The sequence below is a fragment of the Candidatus Spyradosoma sp. SGI.093 genome, from assembly GCF_050314555.1.
Taxonomy (GTDB): domain Bacteria; phylum Verrucomicrobiota; class Verrucomicrobiia; order Opitutales; family UBA953; genus Spyradosoma.
The window spans coordinates 247,504-263,056 of record NZ_JBNPNH010000001.1 but is presented as its reverse complement, the minus strand read 5'-3'; the positions used below and the strand labels follow the sequence as shown (position 1 = coordinate 263,056).

General features: G+C 64.7%; 14 protein-coding genes. 6 read left to right on the top strand and 8 right to left on the bottom strand.

Going from position 1 to position 15,553, the window contains the following annotated elements:
• Nucleotides 1-51: 51 nt before the first annotated feature.
• From ACQREB_RS01010 to ACQREB_RS01000, 3 genes are read right to left on the bottom strand one after another with little or no spacing between them, the layout of a single operon-like run.
• Complete coding sequence (locus ACQREB_RS01010) at nucleotides 52-633, bottom strand: hypothetical protein (protein ID WP_427764214.1); 582 nt, start codon at nucleotides 631-633, stop codon at nucleotides 52-54.
• Nucleotides 626-1,153, bottom strand: a complete 528-nt coding sequence (locus ACQREB_RS01005; RefSeq protein WP_427764213.1) for a hypothetical protein — start codon at nucleotides 1,151-1,153, stop codon at nucleotides 626-628. Before ACQREB_RS01005 ends, ACQREB_RS01010 begins: the two co-directional genes overlap by 8 nt.
• A gap of 53 nt (nucleotides 1,154-1,206) precedes the next feature.
• Nucleotides 1,207-1,755, bottom strand: a complete 549-nt coding sequence (locus tag ACQREB_RS01000) for an RNA polymerase sigma factor (protein ID WP_427764211.1) — start codon at nucleotides 1,753-1,755, stop codon at nucleotides 1,207-1,209.
• Nucleotides 1,756-1,926: 171 nt separating this feature from the next.
• On the opposite strand from ACQREB_RS01000, the gene ACQREB_RS00995 reads away from it, so the two are divergent.
• The gene (locus ACQREB_RS00995; protein ID WP_427764210.1) at nucleotides 1,927-2,259 is read left to right on the top strand and encodes a cupin domain-containing protein; all 333 of its coding nucleotides are present in this window, start codon (nucleotides 1,927-1,929) and stop codon (nucleotides 2,257-2,259) included.
• A gap of 11 nt (nucleotides 2,260-2,270) precedes the next feature.
• Here the strand turns inward: ACQREB_RS00995 and zupT are convergent, their stop codons facing one another.
• From zupT to ACQREB_RS00975, 4 genes are all read right to left on the bottom strand, one after another.
• Nucleotides 2,271-3,107 carry a zinc transporter ZupT gene (gene zupT, locus ACQREB_RS00990; protein WP_427764208.1) on the bottom strand — a complete coding sequence of 279 codons (837 nt, stop codon included), beginning with the start codon at nucleotides 3,105-3,107 and terminating at the stop codon, nucleotides 2,271-2,273.
• A gap of 397 nt (nucleotides 3,108-3,504) precedes the next feature.
• A complete protein-coding gene (locus tag ACQREB_RS00985; RefSeq protein WP_427764207.1) occupies nucleotides 3,505-4,146 on the bottom strand; it encodes a LysE family translocator in 642 nt (213 codons plus the stop codon).
• Nucleotides 4,147-4,158: 12 nt separating this feature from the next.
• Nucleotides 4,159-4,779, bottom strand: coding sequence for a Holliday junction branch migration protein RuvA (gene ruvA, locus ACQREB_RS00980; protein WP_427764206.1), 621 nt, complete (start codon nucleotides 4,777-4,779; stop codon nucleotides 4,159-4,161).
• Nucleotides 4,776-5,792 (bottom strand): NAD-dependent epimerase/dehydratase family protein, encoded by a 1,017-nt coding sequence (locus tag ACQREB_RS00975; RefSeq protein WP_427764203.1) that lies wholly within the window; start codon nucleotides 5,790-5,792, stop codon nucleotides 4,776-4,778. The genes ruvA and ACQREB_RS00975 overlap by 4 nt, the downstream gene beginning before the upstream one ends.
• 154 nt (nucleotides 5,793-5,946) lie before the next feature.
• Here ACQREB_RS00975 and ACQREB_RS00970 point away from each other — a divergent pair, with 154 nt between their 5' ends.
• The 5 genes from ACQREB_RS00970 to ACQREB_RS00950 all read left to right on the top strand — a co-directional run bounded on the left by ACQREB_RS00970 (nucleotide 5,947) and on the right by ACQREB_RS00950 (nucleotide 14,096).
• Nucleotides 5,947-7,569: a CTP synthase gene (locus ACQREB_RS00970; RefSeq protein ID WP_427764202.1), complete on the top strand. Its 1,623-nt coding sequence runs from the start codon at nucleotides 5,947-5,949 to the stop codon at nucleotides 7,567-7,569.
• A 76-nt stretch (nucleotides 7,570-7,645) separates the two neighbouring features.
• Complete coding sequence (locus ACQREB_RS00965; RefSeq protein ID WP_427764200.1) at nucleotides 7,646-8,212, top strand: FKBP-type peptidyl-prolyl cis-trans isomerase; 567 nt, start codon at nucleotides 7,646-7,648, stop codon at nucleotides 8,210-8,212.
• Between the two features lie 23 nt (nucleotides 8,213-8,235).
• Entirely contained in the window at nucleotides 8,236-10,095 is a 1,860-nt protein-coding gene (gene thrS / locus ACQREB_RS00960; RefSeq protein ID WP_427764198.1) for a threonine--tRNA ligase, read from the top strand.
• A 120-nt stretch (nucleotides 10,096-10,215) separates the two neighbouring features.
• Nucleotides 10,216-12,729, top strand: coding sequence for an alpha-amylase family glycosyl hydrolase (locus tag ACQREB_RS00955; RefSeq protein ID WP_427764196.1), 2,514 nt, complete (start codon nucleotides 10,216-10,218; stop codon nucleotides 12,727-12,729).
• 194 nt (nucleotides 12,730-12,923) lie between these two features.
• Nucleotides 12,924-14,096, top strand: coding sequence for an HAD-IA family hydrolase (locus ACQREB_RS00950; RefSeq protein ID WP_427764193.1), 1,173 nt, complete (start codon nucleotides 12,924-12,926; stop codon nucleotides 14,094-14,096).
• A 5-nt stretch (nucleotides 14,097-14,101) separates the two neighbouring features.
• On the opposite strand, the gene ACQREB_RS00945 is transcribed toward ACQREB_RS00950, so the two are convergent.
• Nucleotides 14,102-15,550: a sodium:proton antiporter gene (locus tag ACQREB_RS00945; RefSeq protein ID WP_427764192.1), complete on the bottom strand. Its 1,449-nt coding sequence runs from the start codon at nucleotides 15,548-15,550 to the stop codon at nucleotides 14,102-14,104.
• Nucleotides 15,551-15,553: the final 3 nt, after the last annotated feature.

The following is a 15,553-nucleotide window of genomic DNA, read 5'->3' as shown; positions in this document are numbered from 1 at the left end:
GGCGTCCGAAGCGTCGCGCGTTTTTTTTGCGGAGAACGGCGGGAACGCCGCTCACTCGCCGTCGCGGGGCGGGGGCGCTTTTTTGTCCGCGCCGCGGCGCTTGCCGGCTTCCGGTTTCGGGAGCCCGAGCTTCTCGCGGACTTCGCGGAGATAGTCGAACTGCTCCCGCCGGGACATCTTCAGAAACGCCTCCGCCTCCGCCTTCGCCCGGTCTTCCGGCAGCGTCGCGTAGTAGCGCGCGAGCAGGTTGCGGCGGCGTTCGTCGTAGCGGCGGCGCATTTCCGTCATGAATTTTTCCCGCGTTTCGGGATCTTCCGAAGTGGCGCATTCGAGATCGCGCGCCATTTCCCTGCGCCTGCTTTCGGGCGTCCGCTCCAGCCGCGTAATGAGCTCGCGGATACGCGCCAGCTCCGCGTCGGACATGGAAAAAAGCGTCTTCAGCATCTGCATCTCCTGCGGGGACACGTTTCGGGGCGGCGGCGGGAGCGGTCCGCAGTCGCGGCATTCCGCTTCCGTTTCCGCCGGCGGCGGGGGCGGCGGCGCGTCGTTCCCGCGTCGGCGCGGGTGCGGATTCTCGGCGGCGTAGGCGCAGAGCGCGCCCGCGGCGAGCAAGAAAAGGATTTTCTTAATCATTGTAGGCGAAGATTTCCAGGACGTTGGGATCGATGTTGGAGAGAATCCGCGAGGCTTCGAGCAGCTCGTCGAAGGACGGCGTCTCGTCCTCCGCCTGCGCGAGCGCGTAAAGTTCGGGATCGTCCGCGAGCGTCCGCGCGAGGCGTTCTTCGAGTCGGTCGCCGGAGGCGTTCCCGCCGAAGCGGAACGCGACGCCGCAGACGATCGCGAGGCTCGCGGCGAGCGCCGCCGCGCGGAAGAGGCGCGTTCCCGCGAAGAAGCGCGGGCGGCGGAACGGCACCGCGTTCCGCCCGGCGGCGTCCGCGGATTCTTCCTTCGCGGCGCGGATCGCGGCGAGCGTCTTTTCCGCGAAGTCGGGCGCGGGAACGACGGGCGTTTCTCTGAAGAGGCGCGCGAGGCGGCGGTCGCCCGCGGAGAGCTCCGCGAGCACGCGCGACGGAAAATCGCCGCTCGGCTCGGCGGGCATTTCCGCCAGGAGCCGGTTCAGGGTCGCTTCCGCGTCTTGTCTTTCGTTTTTCATGCTTTGTCTTTTCTTAAAACTCCGGAGGCCGGAAAAGGTTTCGTCGCGGCGGTTCATTTTTCGAGAAATTCCGCGAGCGATTCCCGCAGCGTCTGCCGCGCGCGGTGAATCCAGTTTTTGACGTTCTGCACGGGCGCGCTCATCGCGTCGGCGATTTCGGCATAGGAAAGCTCCTGCTGGCAGAGCAGGAGAATCGCCGTGCGCTGGTTTTCGGGCAGCGCCTCGACGGCGCGCGCGAAGTTCTTCTTCAGCTCGTTTTCGGCGAGATCCGTGTCCGGCGCGGCGACGGCGGGCAGCTCCGCGGGATCGGTCGGCTCGGCGCCCCGGCGGGAACGCGCGCGGAAATCGCTGACGAGCACGTTGTGCGCGATGTGAAAAAGGTACGAGGAAAACGCCGCCTTGGGCTCGTATTTCGCCGCGCTGCGGCAGAGCTTGACGAAGGTCTGCTGCGCGAGATCCTCCGCCGCGTGAACGTCGTTGACCGAGCGCCAGAAGAAATTGATCAGCGGCTTCTGCCATTTGAGTATGAGCTCGCGCGCGGCCGCCTCGTCGTCTTCGGCGATGCGCCGCATCAGCAGAATGTCGGTTTCGTTCTCGTCCATGGATTTTCCCTTAAACGCCGTTTCCGCGATAATGTTTCGCGGGAACGCGCGCGGCAAGCGAGTAAAGCTCCTTCGGAGCCGGTTATGGTTTAAGGTTTATGGGTTAGGGTTTAAGGTTCAGGGTTTATTAGGGGTTTATTTTCTCGGAGCCGCGGCGTAAAATCGGCGACCATGGCAACGAAAACCGTACGCATCGAAGGCCTTGCCGGCGGCAAGGGACACGTCATCATCAATCATCTGCTTGACGCGGAGCAGATGAAGCGCTCCGCGCGCATGTACGCGCGGGTCACGCTCGAGCCGGGCTGCGAAATCGGCTTCCACAAGCACATGAACGAGAGCGAGACCTACTACGTGCTCGCGGGCCGCGGCGCCTACAACGACGACGGGAACGTGCGCGAAATCGGCGTCGGCGACGTCACGTTCACGCCGCACGGGCATTCCCACGGCCTGCTCAACACGGGCGCGGAAAATCTCGTCATCATGGCGCTGATTCTGCTCGACTGAAAAAGCCCGCGTCAGATCACCGCGAGCGTGAAGCCCATCAGCAGCATGCCCGCGATGATCCCGTAGATCGAAATGTGGTGGAAGCCCCAGCGCTCCGCCATCGGCAGCAGCTCGTCGAACGCGATGAAGACCATCGTTCCCGCGACCGCCGCGAAGAGCACGGCGAGCGTCGTCTCCGAAAGGAACGGATAGAGAAACGCCATCGCGATCGCCGCGCCGACCGGCTCCGAAAGCCCCGAGAGAATCGAGTACTTGAACGCCTTGGCGCGCGAGCCCGTCGCGTGATAGACGGGAACGGAGACCGTGATGCCTTCGGGAATGTTGTGCAGCGCGACGGCGAGCGCGATCGGCACGCCGAGCGTGAGCGAGTTCATGCCCGCCGCGAACGTCGCCATGCCTTCAGGAAAATTGTGGATGCCGATCGCGAGCGCGAAGAGCAGACCGGAGCGCCGCATCTTCAGCGCGGTCGCGGCGTCCTGCTTCGGCGGCGCCACGGGAACGTGCAGCTCCGCGGGGCCGTGCGCCTCGTGCGGATTCTCGTCTTCGGGAACGAGCCGGTCGATCAGCATCGCGACGAGCATGCCGCCGAAAAACGCCGAAAGCCCGATCAGATGCCCGGAGAACTTCCCGTGCGCCTCCGCCAGCGAATCCTGCGCCGAGGCGAGCAGCTCGACGAAGCTGATGTACACCATGACGCCGGCGGAGAGCCCGAGCAGAAACGTGAGCAGGCGCACGTCGTTCTTTTTGACGAAAAAGCCGACGGCGCCGCCGATGCCCGTCGCCATGCCCGCGAACGTCGTCAGCGCGAGCACGGTCAGCATGTGTTCCCAGGAAATTTCTCCGTTCATGATGCGGGAACGCTAACGCGCCGCCCGCGCCGCGGCGAGCAAATTTCGGACGCGAAGAAAACTTGTGCCCGGGCGCACCTTTCCGTTCGAGCAAGGCAATCAGACCGCGGCGGCGTTCGCGATTCGCCGCCCCTCGGTTATGAATACCGTGACAAGTCCGAATTTTTAACCACGGAAAACACGGAAAGACACGGAAATTTTTGGGGCAAACGTTCGCGGGAACGCAAAGTTTTCCCCGCAAAGACGCCAAGACGCAAAGATTTTTGGAGAAGTGAGGCGGTTTTCACGGGAACGCCGGTCGAAATTCGTGAAAATTCGTGTCAATTCGCGGTTAAAAACTTTCTTTGACTTACTTTGACTTCCTTTGACTTCGCGGTCGAAAATCTTCGTTAAATTTTCAGGAGGCGAAGAGGACGCCCGCCGCGACGGCGAAGAGCGTCAGCGCGGTCGCCGCGTTCAGGACGCGCGCGGAGGCGGGGCGTTCCCGCAGCGCCCGCGAGAGCCTTCCCGCGAAGACGGCGACGCACGAAAAGACCGCCAGCGCCTGAGCGGAAAAAATCGCGCCGAGCAGGAGCAGGCACGTGCGCGGATCCGCGACGTCGCGCGGGAGAAACTGCGGGAGGAACGCGAGAAAAAAGACGATGAGCTTCGGGTTGAGCGTCGCCATCAGCAGCCCCGTCGCCCACAGCCGCGGGAACGCTCCCGCGCGCTTCGCCGCGCCCATGCCCGCAGACGTTCCCGCGGCGGGATTTTCGCCGCGATGCCGCCACGCGCGAACGCCGAGAAAGATCAGGTACGCCGCGCCGAGCCATTTCACCGCGCCGAACAGCGCGGGCGACTGGCGAATGAGCAGGGAGACGCCGAACGCCGCGAGCGCCGTGTGCACGAACGTTCCCGTGATCAGCCCGCAGGCGACGGAAAATCCCGCCCGCGCGCCTTCGGCGAGGCTCTTCGCGAGCACGAAAAGAATGTCCGGTCCCGGCGCGAGCGTCAGCAGCACGGACGCGCTCAGAAACGAAAGCTGCGCGGAGATTCCCATGACGGCGGCGCGTCAGTTGCCGAGCGCGGCGCGGACGAGCGCCTCCGTCGAGGCGTCGTCGCCGCACTGCCGGAGCGCGCGGCGGACGGCCTTGTCCGCCTGGTCGAGCTTGAAGCCGAGCGCCGTGAGCGCGGCGACGGCGTCCGCCTGAGCCGAGGGCGTTCCCGCGTCGCCCGAGAGCGCCGTCGCCGGGATTTCGCCGCCTTTGGCGGGAGCGCTCTTCGCGGCGGCGCCGACCTTGTCGCGCAGCTCGACGACGAGGCGTTCCGCCGTCTTTTTCCCGATGCCGGGGCACTGCGAGAGCATGCCGACGTCGCCGGCGCGGATCGCGTCCCGGAGCACCGGCAGCGAGAGGCGCGAAAAGATCTTCAGCGCCGTTCCCGGCCCGATGCCGCTGACTTTTTCGATCAGCATCTTGAAGAAGTCGCGCTCTTCGGCGGCGGCGAATCCGTAGAGCGACTGGCCGTCCTCGCGGAACGTCTGCAGCGTGAACAGGCGGACGTTCCCGCCGACGTCGGGCAGTTTTTCCGCGGTCGAAAGCGGGATGTTGACCTCGTAGCCCACGCCGGCGCATTCGACGACGGCGCGGAAAATCGAGGCTTCGAGGAGTTTTCCGTTCAGAGAAACGATCATGTTCTTCCTTTGTAAAGACTGACGAGACGCGCGAACGCCTCCGCGGGATCGACGACGGGCGCGTAGCCCAGATTGCGCCGCGCGGCGTCGATTTTGAACCAGTGGCTTTTCGCGAGTTCGGAGGCGACGAAGCGCGTCATCGGCGGCTCGCCCGCGACGGCGAAGAGCTTCCAGAAAATTTCGAGCAGCGTTCCCGCGAAGCGCGCCGAGCGGAAGGGCACGGCGCGGTCCGCGCGCGGGCGCGGCACGCCGACGCCTTCGAGAAACGCGCCGATCCAGTCCCAGAGCGCGACGGGAGCGCCGTCGGAAACGAAATAGGCTTTCCCGAAGACGCGCGGGTCGTCGCGGAAAAGCGCGTCGAGCGCGAGCATGTGCGCGTGCGCGGCGTTTTCGACGTGGGTGAGATCGACGCGGTTTTTGCCGTCGCCGACGATGCGCAGCCTGCCGAGCGACGCCTGCTCGAGGACGCGCGGAATCAGGTGCGGATCGCCTTCGCCCCAGATCAGGTGCGGGCGCAGGGCGACCGTGCGCAGCTTCGGACCGTCCGCCGCGAGCGCGAGGCGTTCCGCCTCCGCCTTCGAAAGCGCGTAGAGACAGGCGTCGGAGCGGGGCGAGCAGTACGGGAGCGATTCGTCGCCGCCGTCGATGTCGCGCCCGTTGAAGACGACGCTGGGCGTGCTCGTGTGCACGAGACGGCGCACGCCGGCTTCGCGGCAGGCGGCGATCACGTTGCGCGTTCCCGCGACGTTGGCGTCGGAATACGCGCGGCGGGAGCCCCAGACGCCGGCCTTGGCGGCGACGTGGAAGACGGCGTCCGCGCCCGCGAAGATTTCCGCGAGCTGCTTCGCGTCTTTGCCGACGTCGCACGAAAAATACTCCGTCCCGGGCGTCTCGACGTCCGGCTTCTTCCGCCGCCCGACGACGCGCACGCTCCAGCCGCGTTCGAGACAGCGGCGCACGACGGCGCTTCCGAGAAATCCGGTTCCGCCGGTCACGGCGATGATCTTTTCCATGCGCGCATCATACGGCAATTCTCCCGAAAATGAAAGGCGGAGAATGCGGGCGTTCCCGCGGCGTTCCCGTCTCCCGAAGTTTCCGCGCGCGTTTCGCGGGCGAAATCGCGCTTTCCATTTACGGGCATTTGGCGTATCTTAAATTCCCAAGGTTATGAAATACATTTTTGTCACAGGCGGAGTAGTTTCTTCTTTGGGAAAAGGGCTTACGGCGGCGGCGCTCGGCGCGCTGCTGGAGCTGCGCGGGCTGAAGGTGCGCATGCAGAAATTCGACCCGTATCTTAACGTGGATCCGGGCACGATGTCGCCGTATCAGCACGGCGAGGTCTTCGTCACCGACGACGGCGCGGAGACGGACCTCGACCTCGGTCACTACGAGCGCTTCACGTCGGGAACGCTCTCGCGCGACAACTCCGTCTCCTCCGGCAAGATTTACGAGGCCGTCATCGCCAAGGAGCGCCGCGGCGACTATCTCGGCAAGACCGTGCAGGTGATTCCGCACGTCACGAACGAGATCAAGGAACGCATCGTGCGCGGCGGCGAAGGCGTGGACGTGCTCATCACGGAGCTCGGCGGGACGACGGGCGACATCGAGGGACTGCCGTTCCTCGAGGCGCTGCGCCAGTTCCAGCTCGACAAGGGGCGCGACAACGTCTGCTTCGTGCACTGCGCGCTCGTGCCCTACATCCGCGCCGCGGGCGAGATGAAGACGAAGCCCGCGCAGCAGTCCACCGCGAAACTGCGCGAGATCGGCATTCAGCCCGACATTCTCGTCTGCCGCACGGAGCGTCCGCTGACGCTCGAGATGCGCCAGAAGATGAGCCTTTACTGCAACGTTCCCGTGAGCGCCGTCGTCGAGTGCCGCGACGTGCCGTTCTCGATCTACGAGCTGCCGTTGATGCTCGCGACGGAGCACCTCGACAACGAGGTCATCAAGTCGCTCCATCTCGAAAATCATCCGCACATCCGCCACCGCAATCTGCTGCAGTGGAAGGACATCGTCCGCCGCCTGAAATACCCGGCGCATCACGTGAAGATCGGCGTCGTCGGCAAATACATCGAGCTGCAGGACGCCTACAAATCCATCTACGAGGCGATCACGCACGGCGGGATCGCGAACGACTGCGGCGTGGAGATCCGACGCATCGATTCCGAAAATCTGACGGAGCAGGGCGCGGAGGCGCTGAAGGACCTGGACGGCATTCTCGTTCCCGGCGGCTTCGGCGACCGCGGCATTCCCGGAAAAATCTTCGCCGCGCGCTACGCCCGCGAAGGCGGCGTGCCGTATTTCGGCATCTGCCTGGGCATGCAGATCGCCGTCATCGAATACGCGCGCGACGTGCTCGGGCTCGCGGACGCGACTTCGACCGAGTTCGATCCCGCGACGAAGAATCCCGTCGTGGACATCATGGAAGAGCAGAAGAAGATCGTGAACAAGGGCGCGTCGATGCGCCTCGGCGCCTACGCCTGTTCGCTCGTCGCGGGAACGCGCGCGCGGGAGGCCTACGGCGCGGACGCGATTCAGGAACGCCACCGCCACCGCTACGAATACAACAACCGCTACCGCGACGCGCTCGTCGCCGCGGGGCTGAAGGTCGCGGGCGTGAACGCCGAGCTCGATCTCGTCGAGATCGTCGAGGCGGAGAATCATCCGTGGTACGTCGGCGTGCAGTTCCATCCGGAATTCAAGTCGAAGCCCTCGGCGCCGCACCCGCTCTTCGCGGCGTTCATCAAGGCCGCGCTCGAGCGCCGGACGCGCCTTTCCGCGGCGAAATGAGCTTCGCGCGGGAACGCGGCTCCGTTCCGCCGTTCCCGCGTCATTCAATTTCAATTACGTTTTTCTCAAGGACTTTATGAAGATTCAAGACAACCACGTGGTGGGCTTCCACTACACGCTGAAGGACAAGGATGGGAACGTCATCGATTCCTCCGACGGGCGCGAGCCGCTCGAATACCTGCACGGCGCGGGCAACATCATTCCCGGGCTCGAGAGCGAGCTCGTCGGCCTCGCGGTCGGCGACAAAAAAAGCGTCGTCGTCGCGCCGGAGCTCGGCTACGGCGTCAAGCGCGACGATCTGGTGATTTCCGTTCCGCGCAAAAACATCGAATTCGAGGGCGACATCGTTCCCGGCATGCGCTTCCACGCGCAGGCGGCGGACGGGAACGTCCACGCGTTCACCGTCGTCGAAAGCGACGCCGAGAACGTGAAGATGGACGGCAACCACCCGCTCGCGGGCGTGACGCTCTTCTTCGACGTGGAGATCGCCTCGGTGCGCGAGGCGACGAAGCGCGAGATCGCCGAAGGCCATCCGCACATGCCGGGCTGCTCCTGCGGCTGCCACGGCGGCGACGGAGAAGGGGAATGCTGCGGCGGAGACTGCGGCTGCGACGGCGACTGCGGATGCGGCTGCGGCGACTGAACCCGCGAAAGGAGAAACGACACATGGCCACTTTGACGCCCATTGAAGAACTCCGCCACAGCGCGGCGCACGTGCTCGGCGCGGCCGTTCTGCGGCTGTTCCCGGAAGCGCAGCTCGACGTCGGTCCCGCCGTCGAAAACGGCTTTTACTACGACTTCGACCTCGAGCACAAGTTCACCGCCGAGGACCTCGAAAAAATCGAGGCGGAGATGCGCAAGATCTCCAAGGAAAACCAGAAGTTCGAGTTCACCGAAGTCTCCCGCGAGGAGGCGGAGAAGCTCGTCGCGGAGACGCCTTACCTGCGCGAGTTCAAGCCCGGCCGCCTGGCGGACATTCCCGAGGGCGAAAAAATCACGTTCTACCGCAACGGCGAATTTCTCGACCTGTGCCGCGGTCCGCACGTGCGCTACACGTCGCAGATCAAGGCGTTCAAGCTCATGTCCGTCGCGGGCGCGTATCACCGCGGGAACGAGAACAACAAGCAGCTGCAGCGCATCTACGGCGTCGCGTTCGCGTCGAAGGACGAGCTCGCCGCCTACCTCACGAATCTCGAAGAGGCGAAGAAGCGCGACCACCGCAAGCTCGGCCGCGAGCTCAGGCTCTTCCACATCGACGAAGACGTCGGCCAGGGGCTGATTCTGTGGACGCCGAACGGTGCGATCGTGCGTCAGGAGCTGCAGACGTTCATCTCCGAGCAGCTCTTCCGCCAGGACTACAAGCAGGTCTTCACGCCGAACATCGGCAACCTGAACCTCTACCGCACGTCGGGGCACTTCCCGTACTACCGCGAGTCGCAGTTCACGCCCGTCATCGACCAGGAGCAGATTCAGAAGCTCGCGACGGAGGGCAAGTCCTGCGCCGACCTCGCGAACCTGCTCACCGCCGGTCAGCTCGACGGCTTCCTGCTCAAGCCGATGAACTGCCCGCACCACATCAAGATCTTCGCGTCGCAGCCGCATTCGTACCGCGATCTGCCCGTGCGCCTCGCCGAGTTCGGCACCGTCTATCGCTGGGAGCAGTCCGGCGAGCTGAACGGCCTCACGCGCGTGCGCGGCTTCACGCAGGACGACGGGCACCTCTTCTGCACGGAAGACCAGATCGGGCAGGAAGTGCTCGGCTGCCTCGAGCTCGTGAAGATCATTCTCTCGACGCTGGGCATGACGAATTATTCCGTGCGCGTCGGACTGCGCGATCCCGAGTCGTCGAAGTACATCGGCACGGACGAAAATTGGAACAAGGCGGAAAACGCGTGCCGCGCGGCGGCGGCGACGCTCGGCGTTCCCGTCAGCGAGGAAAAGGGCGAGGCCGCGTTCTACGGTCCGAAGATCGACTTCGTCGTGAAGGACGTCCTCGGGCGCGGCTGGCAGCTCGGCACCGTGCAGGTGGACTTCAATCTGCCGGAGCGCTTCAAGCTCGAATACTCCGGCCCGGACAACCGCCCGTGCCGCCCGGTGATGATTCACCGCGCGCCGTTCGGCTCGATGGAGCGCTTCGTCGGCATCCTCATCGAACATTTCGCGGGAGACTTCCCGACGTGGCTCGCGCCTGAGCAGGTGCGCATCCTGCCGCTCAACGACTCGCTCGTTCCCGCGGCTCGGAAAATGCGCGACGAGCTCAAGGCGCACCGCATCCGCGCGGGCGTGGACGAACATTCCGACAAGCTCGGCGCGAAGATCCGCCGCGCCGAACTCGACAAGGTGCCGCACATGCTCGTCGTCGGCGCGAAGGAGATGGAGGCGGGGCTCGTCAACGTGCGCTCGCGCGCGGACAAGTCTCTCGAAGGCTCGTGCACGCTGCAGGCGTTCATCGACCGGCTGCTGCCGATCATCCGCGAACGCCGTCTCTCGCCCGATTCACCCACGGCGAAGAAGGCCGGCGCCTGACGCGCGCCCGCCGAGTCCGGCGCGGGAACGCACCCCCGAACGCGTTCCCGCGTCGGACTCCGGATTTTCCTCGGTTCCGTTTTCAGATCTTCAACTTTCCGCTCCAAGCCCCTTCCCCTCATGCCTTCCATCCTGAAAAAAATTTCCGACTTTCTGGGTTTTCCCGCGTTCGCCAACGCGGCCTCGTCCGAATCCGCCTCGCTTGAGCGCGCGATGTGGATTTCGAGCAACACGGGCATCGTTCAGCTTTCCTGCGACTGGCGCGACGCGCGCAAAATGCCGCCGCTGAAGCTGAAGTCCGGAGTCGCGATCCGCGAAATCGTCCGCGTGCCCCCGCTCATCGCCGGCATCACGCACGGCTATTATTTCAACGGCACGGACGTCGTCTTCGTGCTCCACCCGAAGCTCTACCGCAACCACCATCTGACGTCGGAATCGGAAATCTTCGTCGCGGGCGACTTCAACGGCTGGCAGCAGGCGATCGGCAATCCCGAATGGCGGCTGCGGCGCAAGGTCATGGGCCAGCACGACATCTGGGAGCTGACGGCGCCGCTCGCGCGCGTGTTCCGCAGCGAAGGCGTCGAAAAGGTCTCGTTCAAGTTCGTGACCGCCTCTTCCGAATGGCTCGGGCCGCCGTCGCAGGCGGTGAACATCGTGCTCGACGAGAACGGGAACGGCAACCTGAGCGCGAACCGCCGGCAGACCGGCTGGCACGTGTTCCAGTTCGTCTGCGACCGCGCGGTGGACTTCAATTCGCCCGAAGAGCTCATCTGGGACAGCCCGCGGCGGGAACACTCGATTCCCGTGCGCACGGGCTTCATGATGTCGAAGATCTTTTCGCCGCTTCAGATGGGCTCCATCGTCTCGCGCGACGGCAAAAAGACGACCTTCCGCCTCTTCGCGCCGCGCGCGCAGGGCGTGTCGCTGGAGTTCTGGAGCGGGAACGTCGCGCGGCGCCGCGTCGAGCTCGCGCCGGTCGAGGCGGGCGTCTGGGAATACGTCTTCGACGGCAATCTTTCGGGCTGCTTCTACTATTTCTACGTCCGCGGCATCAACGCGGACAACACGTCGGCGTTCCTCGAGTCGGCGGCGATTCTGGATCCCTACGCCAAGGCGTGCTGCGGTCGCGAAGGCCCGGCGATCGTCGTGGACGAAAACAAGTTCGGCTTCCCGAAAAAACGCTTCAGCGCGCCGCACGTCGCCGACCTCGTCATCGCCGAAGTGCACCTGCGCGACCTGATCGCGCGCGTGCCGCGTTTCGCCGGGAAAAAGACGCTCGGCTTCCGCGATCTCGCGGCGTGGGTGCGTTCGCCCGACTGCTACCTGAAGGAGCTCGGCGTGAACGCCGTCGAGCTGCAGCCGATTCAGGAATTCGACGCCGAAAAGCGCGAGGACTACCATTGGGGCTACATGACGAACAACTGGTTCTCGCCCGCCTCGCATTACGCCGTCGATCCCGCCTCAGGCGCGCAGACGGAGGAATTCCGCGACCTCGTGGACGCGTTTCACGAGGCGGGAATCGCCGTCCTGCTCGACGTCGTCTACAATCACGTCGGCGAGCCCAATCACCTCTTCCGCATCGACAAGAACTACTATTTCCACCTCGACCCGCACGGCAACTTCACGAACTGGAGCGGCTGCGGGAACGACTACGACGCGGACAGCCCGATGGCGCGCAAGCTCGTCTGCGACAGCCTGATCTGGCTGCTCGAACGCTACGGCGTGGACGGCTTCCGCTTCGACCTCGCGGAGCTGATCGGCGTTCCCGCGCTGCGCGTCGTCGAGGCGCAGGTGCGGGAACGTTTCCCGGACGCCGTGCTCATCGCCGAGCCGTGGAGCTTCCGCGGGCACATCGCCGCGAATCTGCGCGCGACCACGTTCTCCTCCTGGAACGACGGCTTCCGCGACTACGCCGCGAAATACGTGCACAACTGCGTCAATCTCGACGGCTTCCGCTATTTCCTCGCCGGCTCGCCGGAATACTTCGCGACGTTCCCGGCGCAGACCGTCAACTACACCGAATCGCACGACGACCGCTGCTGGCTCGACAAGATCACGGAATGCGGCAACTCGAACGCCGAAAATCCGACCGAGCGCGACCGCCGCCGCACGCACGTCATGTTCGCCTTCCTGCTCTCCGCGCTCGGCACGCCGATGGTCGCCGAGGGCCAGGATTTCCTCCGCACGAAAAACGGCAAGAACAACACCTATCTCGACGGCGAGGCGAACGCGCTCGACTATTCCCGCCTCAAGCGCTTCGCGGGAACGCACGCGTTCGTGCGCGGCTGGATCCGCTTCCGCCTTTCGCCGCGCGGCCGCCTTTTCCGCCAGCGCGCGCACGTCTCCCGCGAATTCTTCCGCTTTTATCCCGACCAGCGCAACACCGCCGTCGTCGCGATCTACAACGCGGATTTCTCGCAGGGGAAAATGCGCTACGCGCTCATGCTCAATCCGCAGCTCGAGCCCGCGACCGTGCAGATTCAGAAGAGCGCGCTCGACGGCTTCCGCCAGATCGCGAACTCGCAGAAAATCGACCTCGACGGCGTTCCCGCCGAAGCCGGGTTCTCGCACGAAGGCGGCTTCATGACGCTCCCGCCGCTCTCCGTCGCGCTCTGGATCGCCGGAGAAGACTGAGGCGCAGGCGATGAAATCGCGGTTATGAAGGTTATGAAGTTGATTGCGTTTCGCTTCGCGAAGGAGATTCTTGAAATTCTTTCGGCGGAGCCGAGCGCAAAGAACCTTCGTAACCTCATAACTTCCTTCAACCCTTAACCCTTAATCTTTAACCTTTAAGGTTTAAGCTTTAAGAAGCTTTCCCCTTTCCCGCCGTGCTTCCTTCCGTCGTTTCCTTCGATCTCACCGGGACGCTGCTCAAGCCGTTCCCGTCGCTCGGCGCGCTCTGCGTCGAGGCGATGCGCGCGCAGGGAATCGCGGAAATTCCTCCCGCCGCCGAGTTCGACGCCCGGCGGACGCAGGCGCGCCTCGCCGCCCAGGCGAAAGGCGACGCGCCCGTCAGCGAAGCGCGTTCCCGCCGCTACTGGCGCGACATGCTCTGGGAAATTTTCGCGGGGCGCTGCTCCAACGCGCAGTTCGACCGCGCCGTCGCCTTCATCTACGACGCGCTTTCGCGCCCCGAACACTGGGCGATGATGCCCGCCGTCGTTCCCGCGCTGGAGGCGATCCGCTTTCTCGGCGTGCGCCTCGTCGTGCTCTCCAACGGCGATTCCCGTTGGCGCAAGGCGCTCGCGGACAAGAAGATTCTACCGTTCTTCGATCGCGTCTTTCTTTCCTCGGAAACGGGATTCGCCAAGCCGAGCGAGGCGGCGTTCGACAATCTCTGCCGCGAAATGAAGATCGAGCGCGGCGAGCTGCTGCACGTCGGCGACACGCTCGGCGAGGACATCGTTCCCGCCGTGAGCTTCGGCGCGCGCGCGGTCTGGGTCGCGCCGCGCGCGACGGCGCTCCCGCCCGAAAACGTGCCTTATTTCGAGACGCTCGCCGACGTTCCCGCGCGGATCCGCGGGCTGCTCGTCTCGGGTTTCGCGTGGAAGAAGCCGCCGCGCTCCGCGCAGAATCTCTTCGCTTCGCTGCGCGGGCTGCCGCCGCAGGATCTCGCGCCGCGGAAATACCGCGAACTCGACCGCGAAAAGGAAGTGCGGATTTCGTCGAAATTCGTCCGCGAATCCGAAGAACGGCGGGAACGCGGCGACGACGAGCCGCGCGACGTCGCGCCGTTTTTCGAGAAGCTGCTGCGTTCCCGCGGCTTTTTCGAGCACAGCCTGCAGGCGCGGATTCTGCGCGACTGGGCGGAGCTCGTTCCCGCGCGGCTCGCCGAGCGCACGTCGCCGCTCGCGCTCGAAGATTCGTTCTCGCGCCTCAAGGTGCATTGCGCGAACGCCGTCGTCCGCGCCGAGTTCGAGTTCGAGAAGACCGCGGTGCTCCGCCGCCTCCGCGCCTTGCCCGGCGGCGAAAAAATCCGCTCCCTCGTCCTCGTCGTCTGAGGGGCTTATTCCGCCGCGGCGCCCGCGGGCGCTTCGACGGCGGTCGGATCCGCGGGCGGCGTTCCCGCGTCCGGAGCCGCGAGGAAGATCAGCGCGCACAGGCACAGCACGGGAATGAGGATCGGCAGGCTGTAGCGCAGCATGTAGCCGAAGAAGGTCGGCATCTTCACCTTTTCGGATTCCGCGATGGACTTCACCATGAAGTTCGGACCGTTGCCGATGTAGGTCAGCGCGCCGAAGAACACCGAGCCGAGCGAAATCGCGACGACCAGCAGGTTGTACTGGTGGTTTTCGGAATTCGTCATCCACGTGACGACGTTCGACGCGCTCGCGCCTTCGGGATCGTTTTCGGCGAGGCTGCGGATCAGGTCGAAGAAATTCGCGTAGGTCGGCGTGTTGTCGAGGAAGCCCGAGAGCGAGCCCGACGCAAAGTAGTAGTGCGCGGGATGCGTCAGCGCGGCGCCGATTTCCGGGCCGTGCGAGGTCAGATACGCGAGCGCGGGCACCATCGTCAGGAAGATGCCGATGAAGAGGAACCCGACTTCGCGGATCGGCTCGAACGAGAAGTTGTTTTCCTCGTGAATCTTCGGGTGCGTCTGGAAATACGACGCGGCGGCGGCGGCGATCATCACGATTTCGCGGATGAAATACGTCTCCAGCACTTCGCGCACGGACGCGGAGACCTGCCCGGGCAGAAACACCGCGCAGACGACCACCATCAGGTAGCCGATGTTCTTCATGCCGCTCACGGAAAGCGTCATGCCCTCCGCGGACTGTTCCGCGACGTGTCCGCGCGCGCCCGCCTTGCGGAAGCTGCGCACGTCGATCAGGTAGAACACGCCCAGCAGCGCGGCGACGACGAAGCTCCACGGCAGATTCGCGTGCTCGAACACCCAGAAGAAGTCGACGCCGCGCAGGTAGCCGATGTAGAGCGGCGGGTCGCCGATCGGCGTCAGCGCGCCGCCCACGTTCGAGACGATGAAGATGAAGAACACGATGTGATACGGCGACAGGCGGAATTTGTTCATGCGCATCCACGGGCGGATGAGCACCATCGACGCGCCCGTCGTGCCGATGAGATTCGCGAGCAGCGCGCCCATGAGCAGAAAGACGACGTTCGTCTTCGGCGTCGCCTCGCCGTTGAGCTTTATCGTGATTCCGCCGGAAATCACGTAGAGCGAACCCACCAGCGCGATGAACGAAACGTATTCCTTGAACGAGTGCCAGACGGCGACGACGCCGTTCGGCATCCACAGCGAGTAAAACGCCGCGACGGCGAGACCCAGCCCCACGGCGACGTGCGGATAGTATTTCTCCCAAAGCTCCTTCGTCCTGTGCGGCGTGAGCGGCGCGACCGCGATCAGCATCAGCAGCAGCGCGAACGGAATCGCCATCCAAAGCCTCACGGGAGTCTCCGCGGCGGCGGAAAAAATCTGCGGAAGAAGGTCGTTCATGGT

Excerpts from the sequence above, each read along its gene's own strand:
- ACQREB_RS01010 (WP_427764214.1), bottom strand. The coding sequence starts at position 633 with ATGATTAAGAAAATCCTTTTCTTGCTCGCCGCGGGCGCGCTCTGCGCC.
- ACQREB_RS01005 (WP_427764213.1), bottom strand. The coding sequence starts at position 1,153 with ATGAAAAACGAAAGACAAGACGCGGAAGCGACCCTGAACCGGCTCCTG.
- ACQREB_RS01000 (WP_427764211.1), bottom strand. The coding sequence starts at position 1,755 with ATGGACGAGAACGAAACCGACATTCTGCTGATGCGGCGCATCGCCGAA.
- ACQREB_RS00995 (WP_427764210.1), top strand. The coding sequence starts at position 1,927 with ATGGCAACGAAAACCGTACGCATCGAAGGCCTTGCCGGCGGCAAGGGA.
- zupT (WP_427764208.1), bottom strand. The coding sequence starts at position 3,107 with ATGAACGGAGAAATTTCCTGGGAACACATGCTGACCGTGCTCGCGCTG.
- ACQREB_RS00985 (WP_427764207.1), bottom strand. The coding sequence starts at position 4,146 with ATGGGAATCTCCGCGCAGCTTTCGTTTCTGAGCGCGTCCGTGCTGCTG.
- ruvA (WP_427764206.1), bottom strand. The coding sequence starts at position 4,779 with ATGATCGTTTCTCTGAACGGAAAACTCCTCGAAGCCTCGATTTTCCGC.
- ACQREB_RS00975 (WP_427764203.1), bottom strand. The coding sequence starts at position 5,792 with ATGGAAAAGATCATCGCCGTGACCGGCGGAACCGGATTTCTCGGAAGC.
- ACQREB_RS00970 (WP_427764202.1), top strand. The coding sequence starts at position 5,947 with ATGAAATACATTTTTGTCACAGGCGGAGTAGTTTCTTCTTTGGGAAAA.
- ACQREB_RS00965 (WP_427764200.1), top strand. The coding sequence starts at position 7,646 with ATGAAGATTCAAGACAACCACGTGGTGGGCTTCCACTACACGCTGAAG.
- thrS (WP_427764198.1), top strand. The coding sequence starts at position 8,236 with ATGGCCACTTTGACGCCCATTGAAGAACTCCGCCACAGCGCGGCGCAC.
- ACQREB_RS00955 (WP_427764196.1), top strand. The coding sequence starts at position 10,216 with ATGCCTTCCATCCTGAAAAAAATTTCCGACTTTCTGGGTTTTCCCGCG.
- ACQREB_RS00945 (WP_427764192.1), bottom strand. The coding sequence starts at position 15,550 with ATGAACGACCTTCTTCCGCAGATTTTTTCCGCCGCCGCGGAGACTCCC.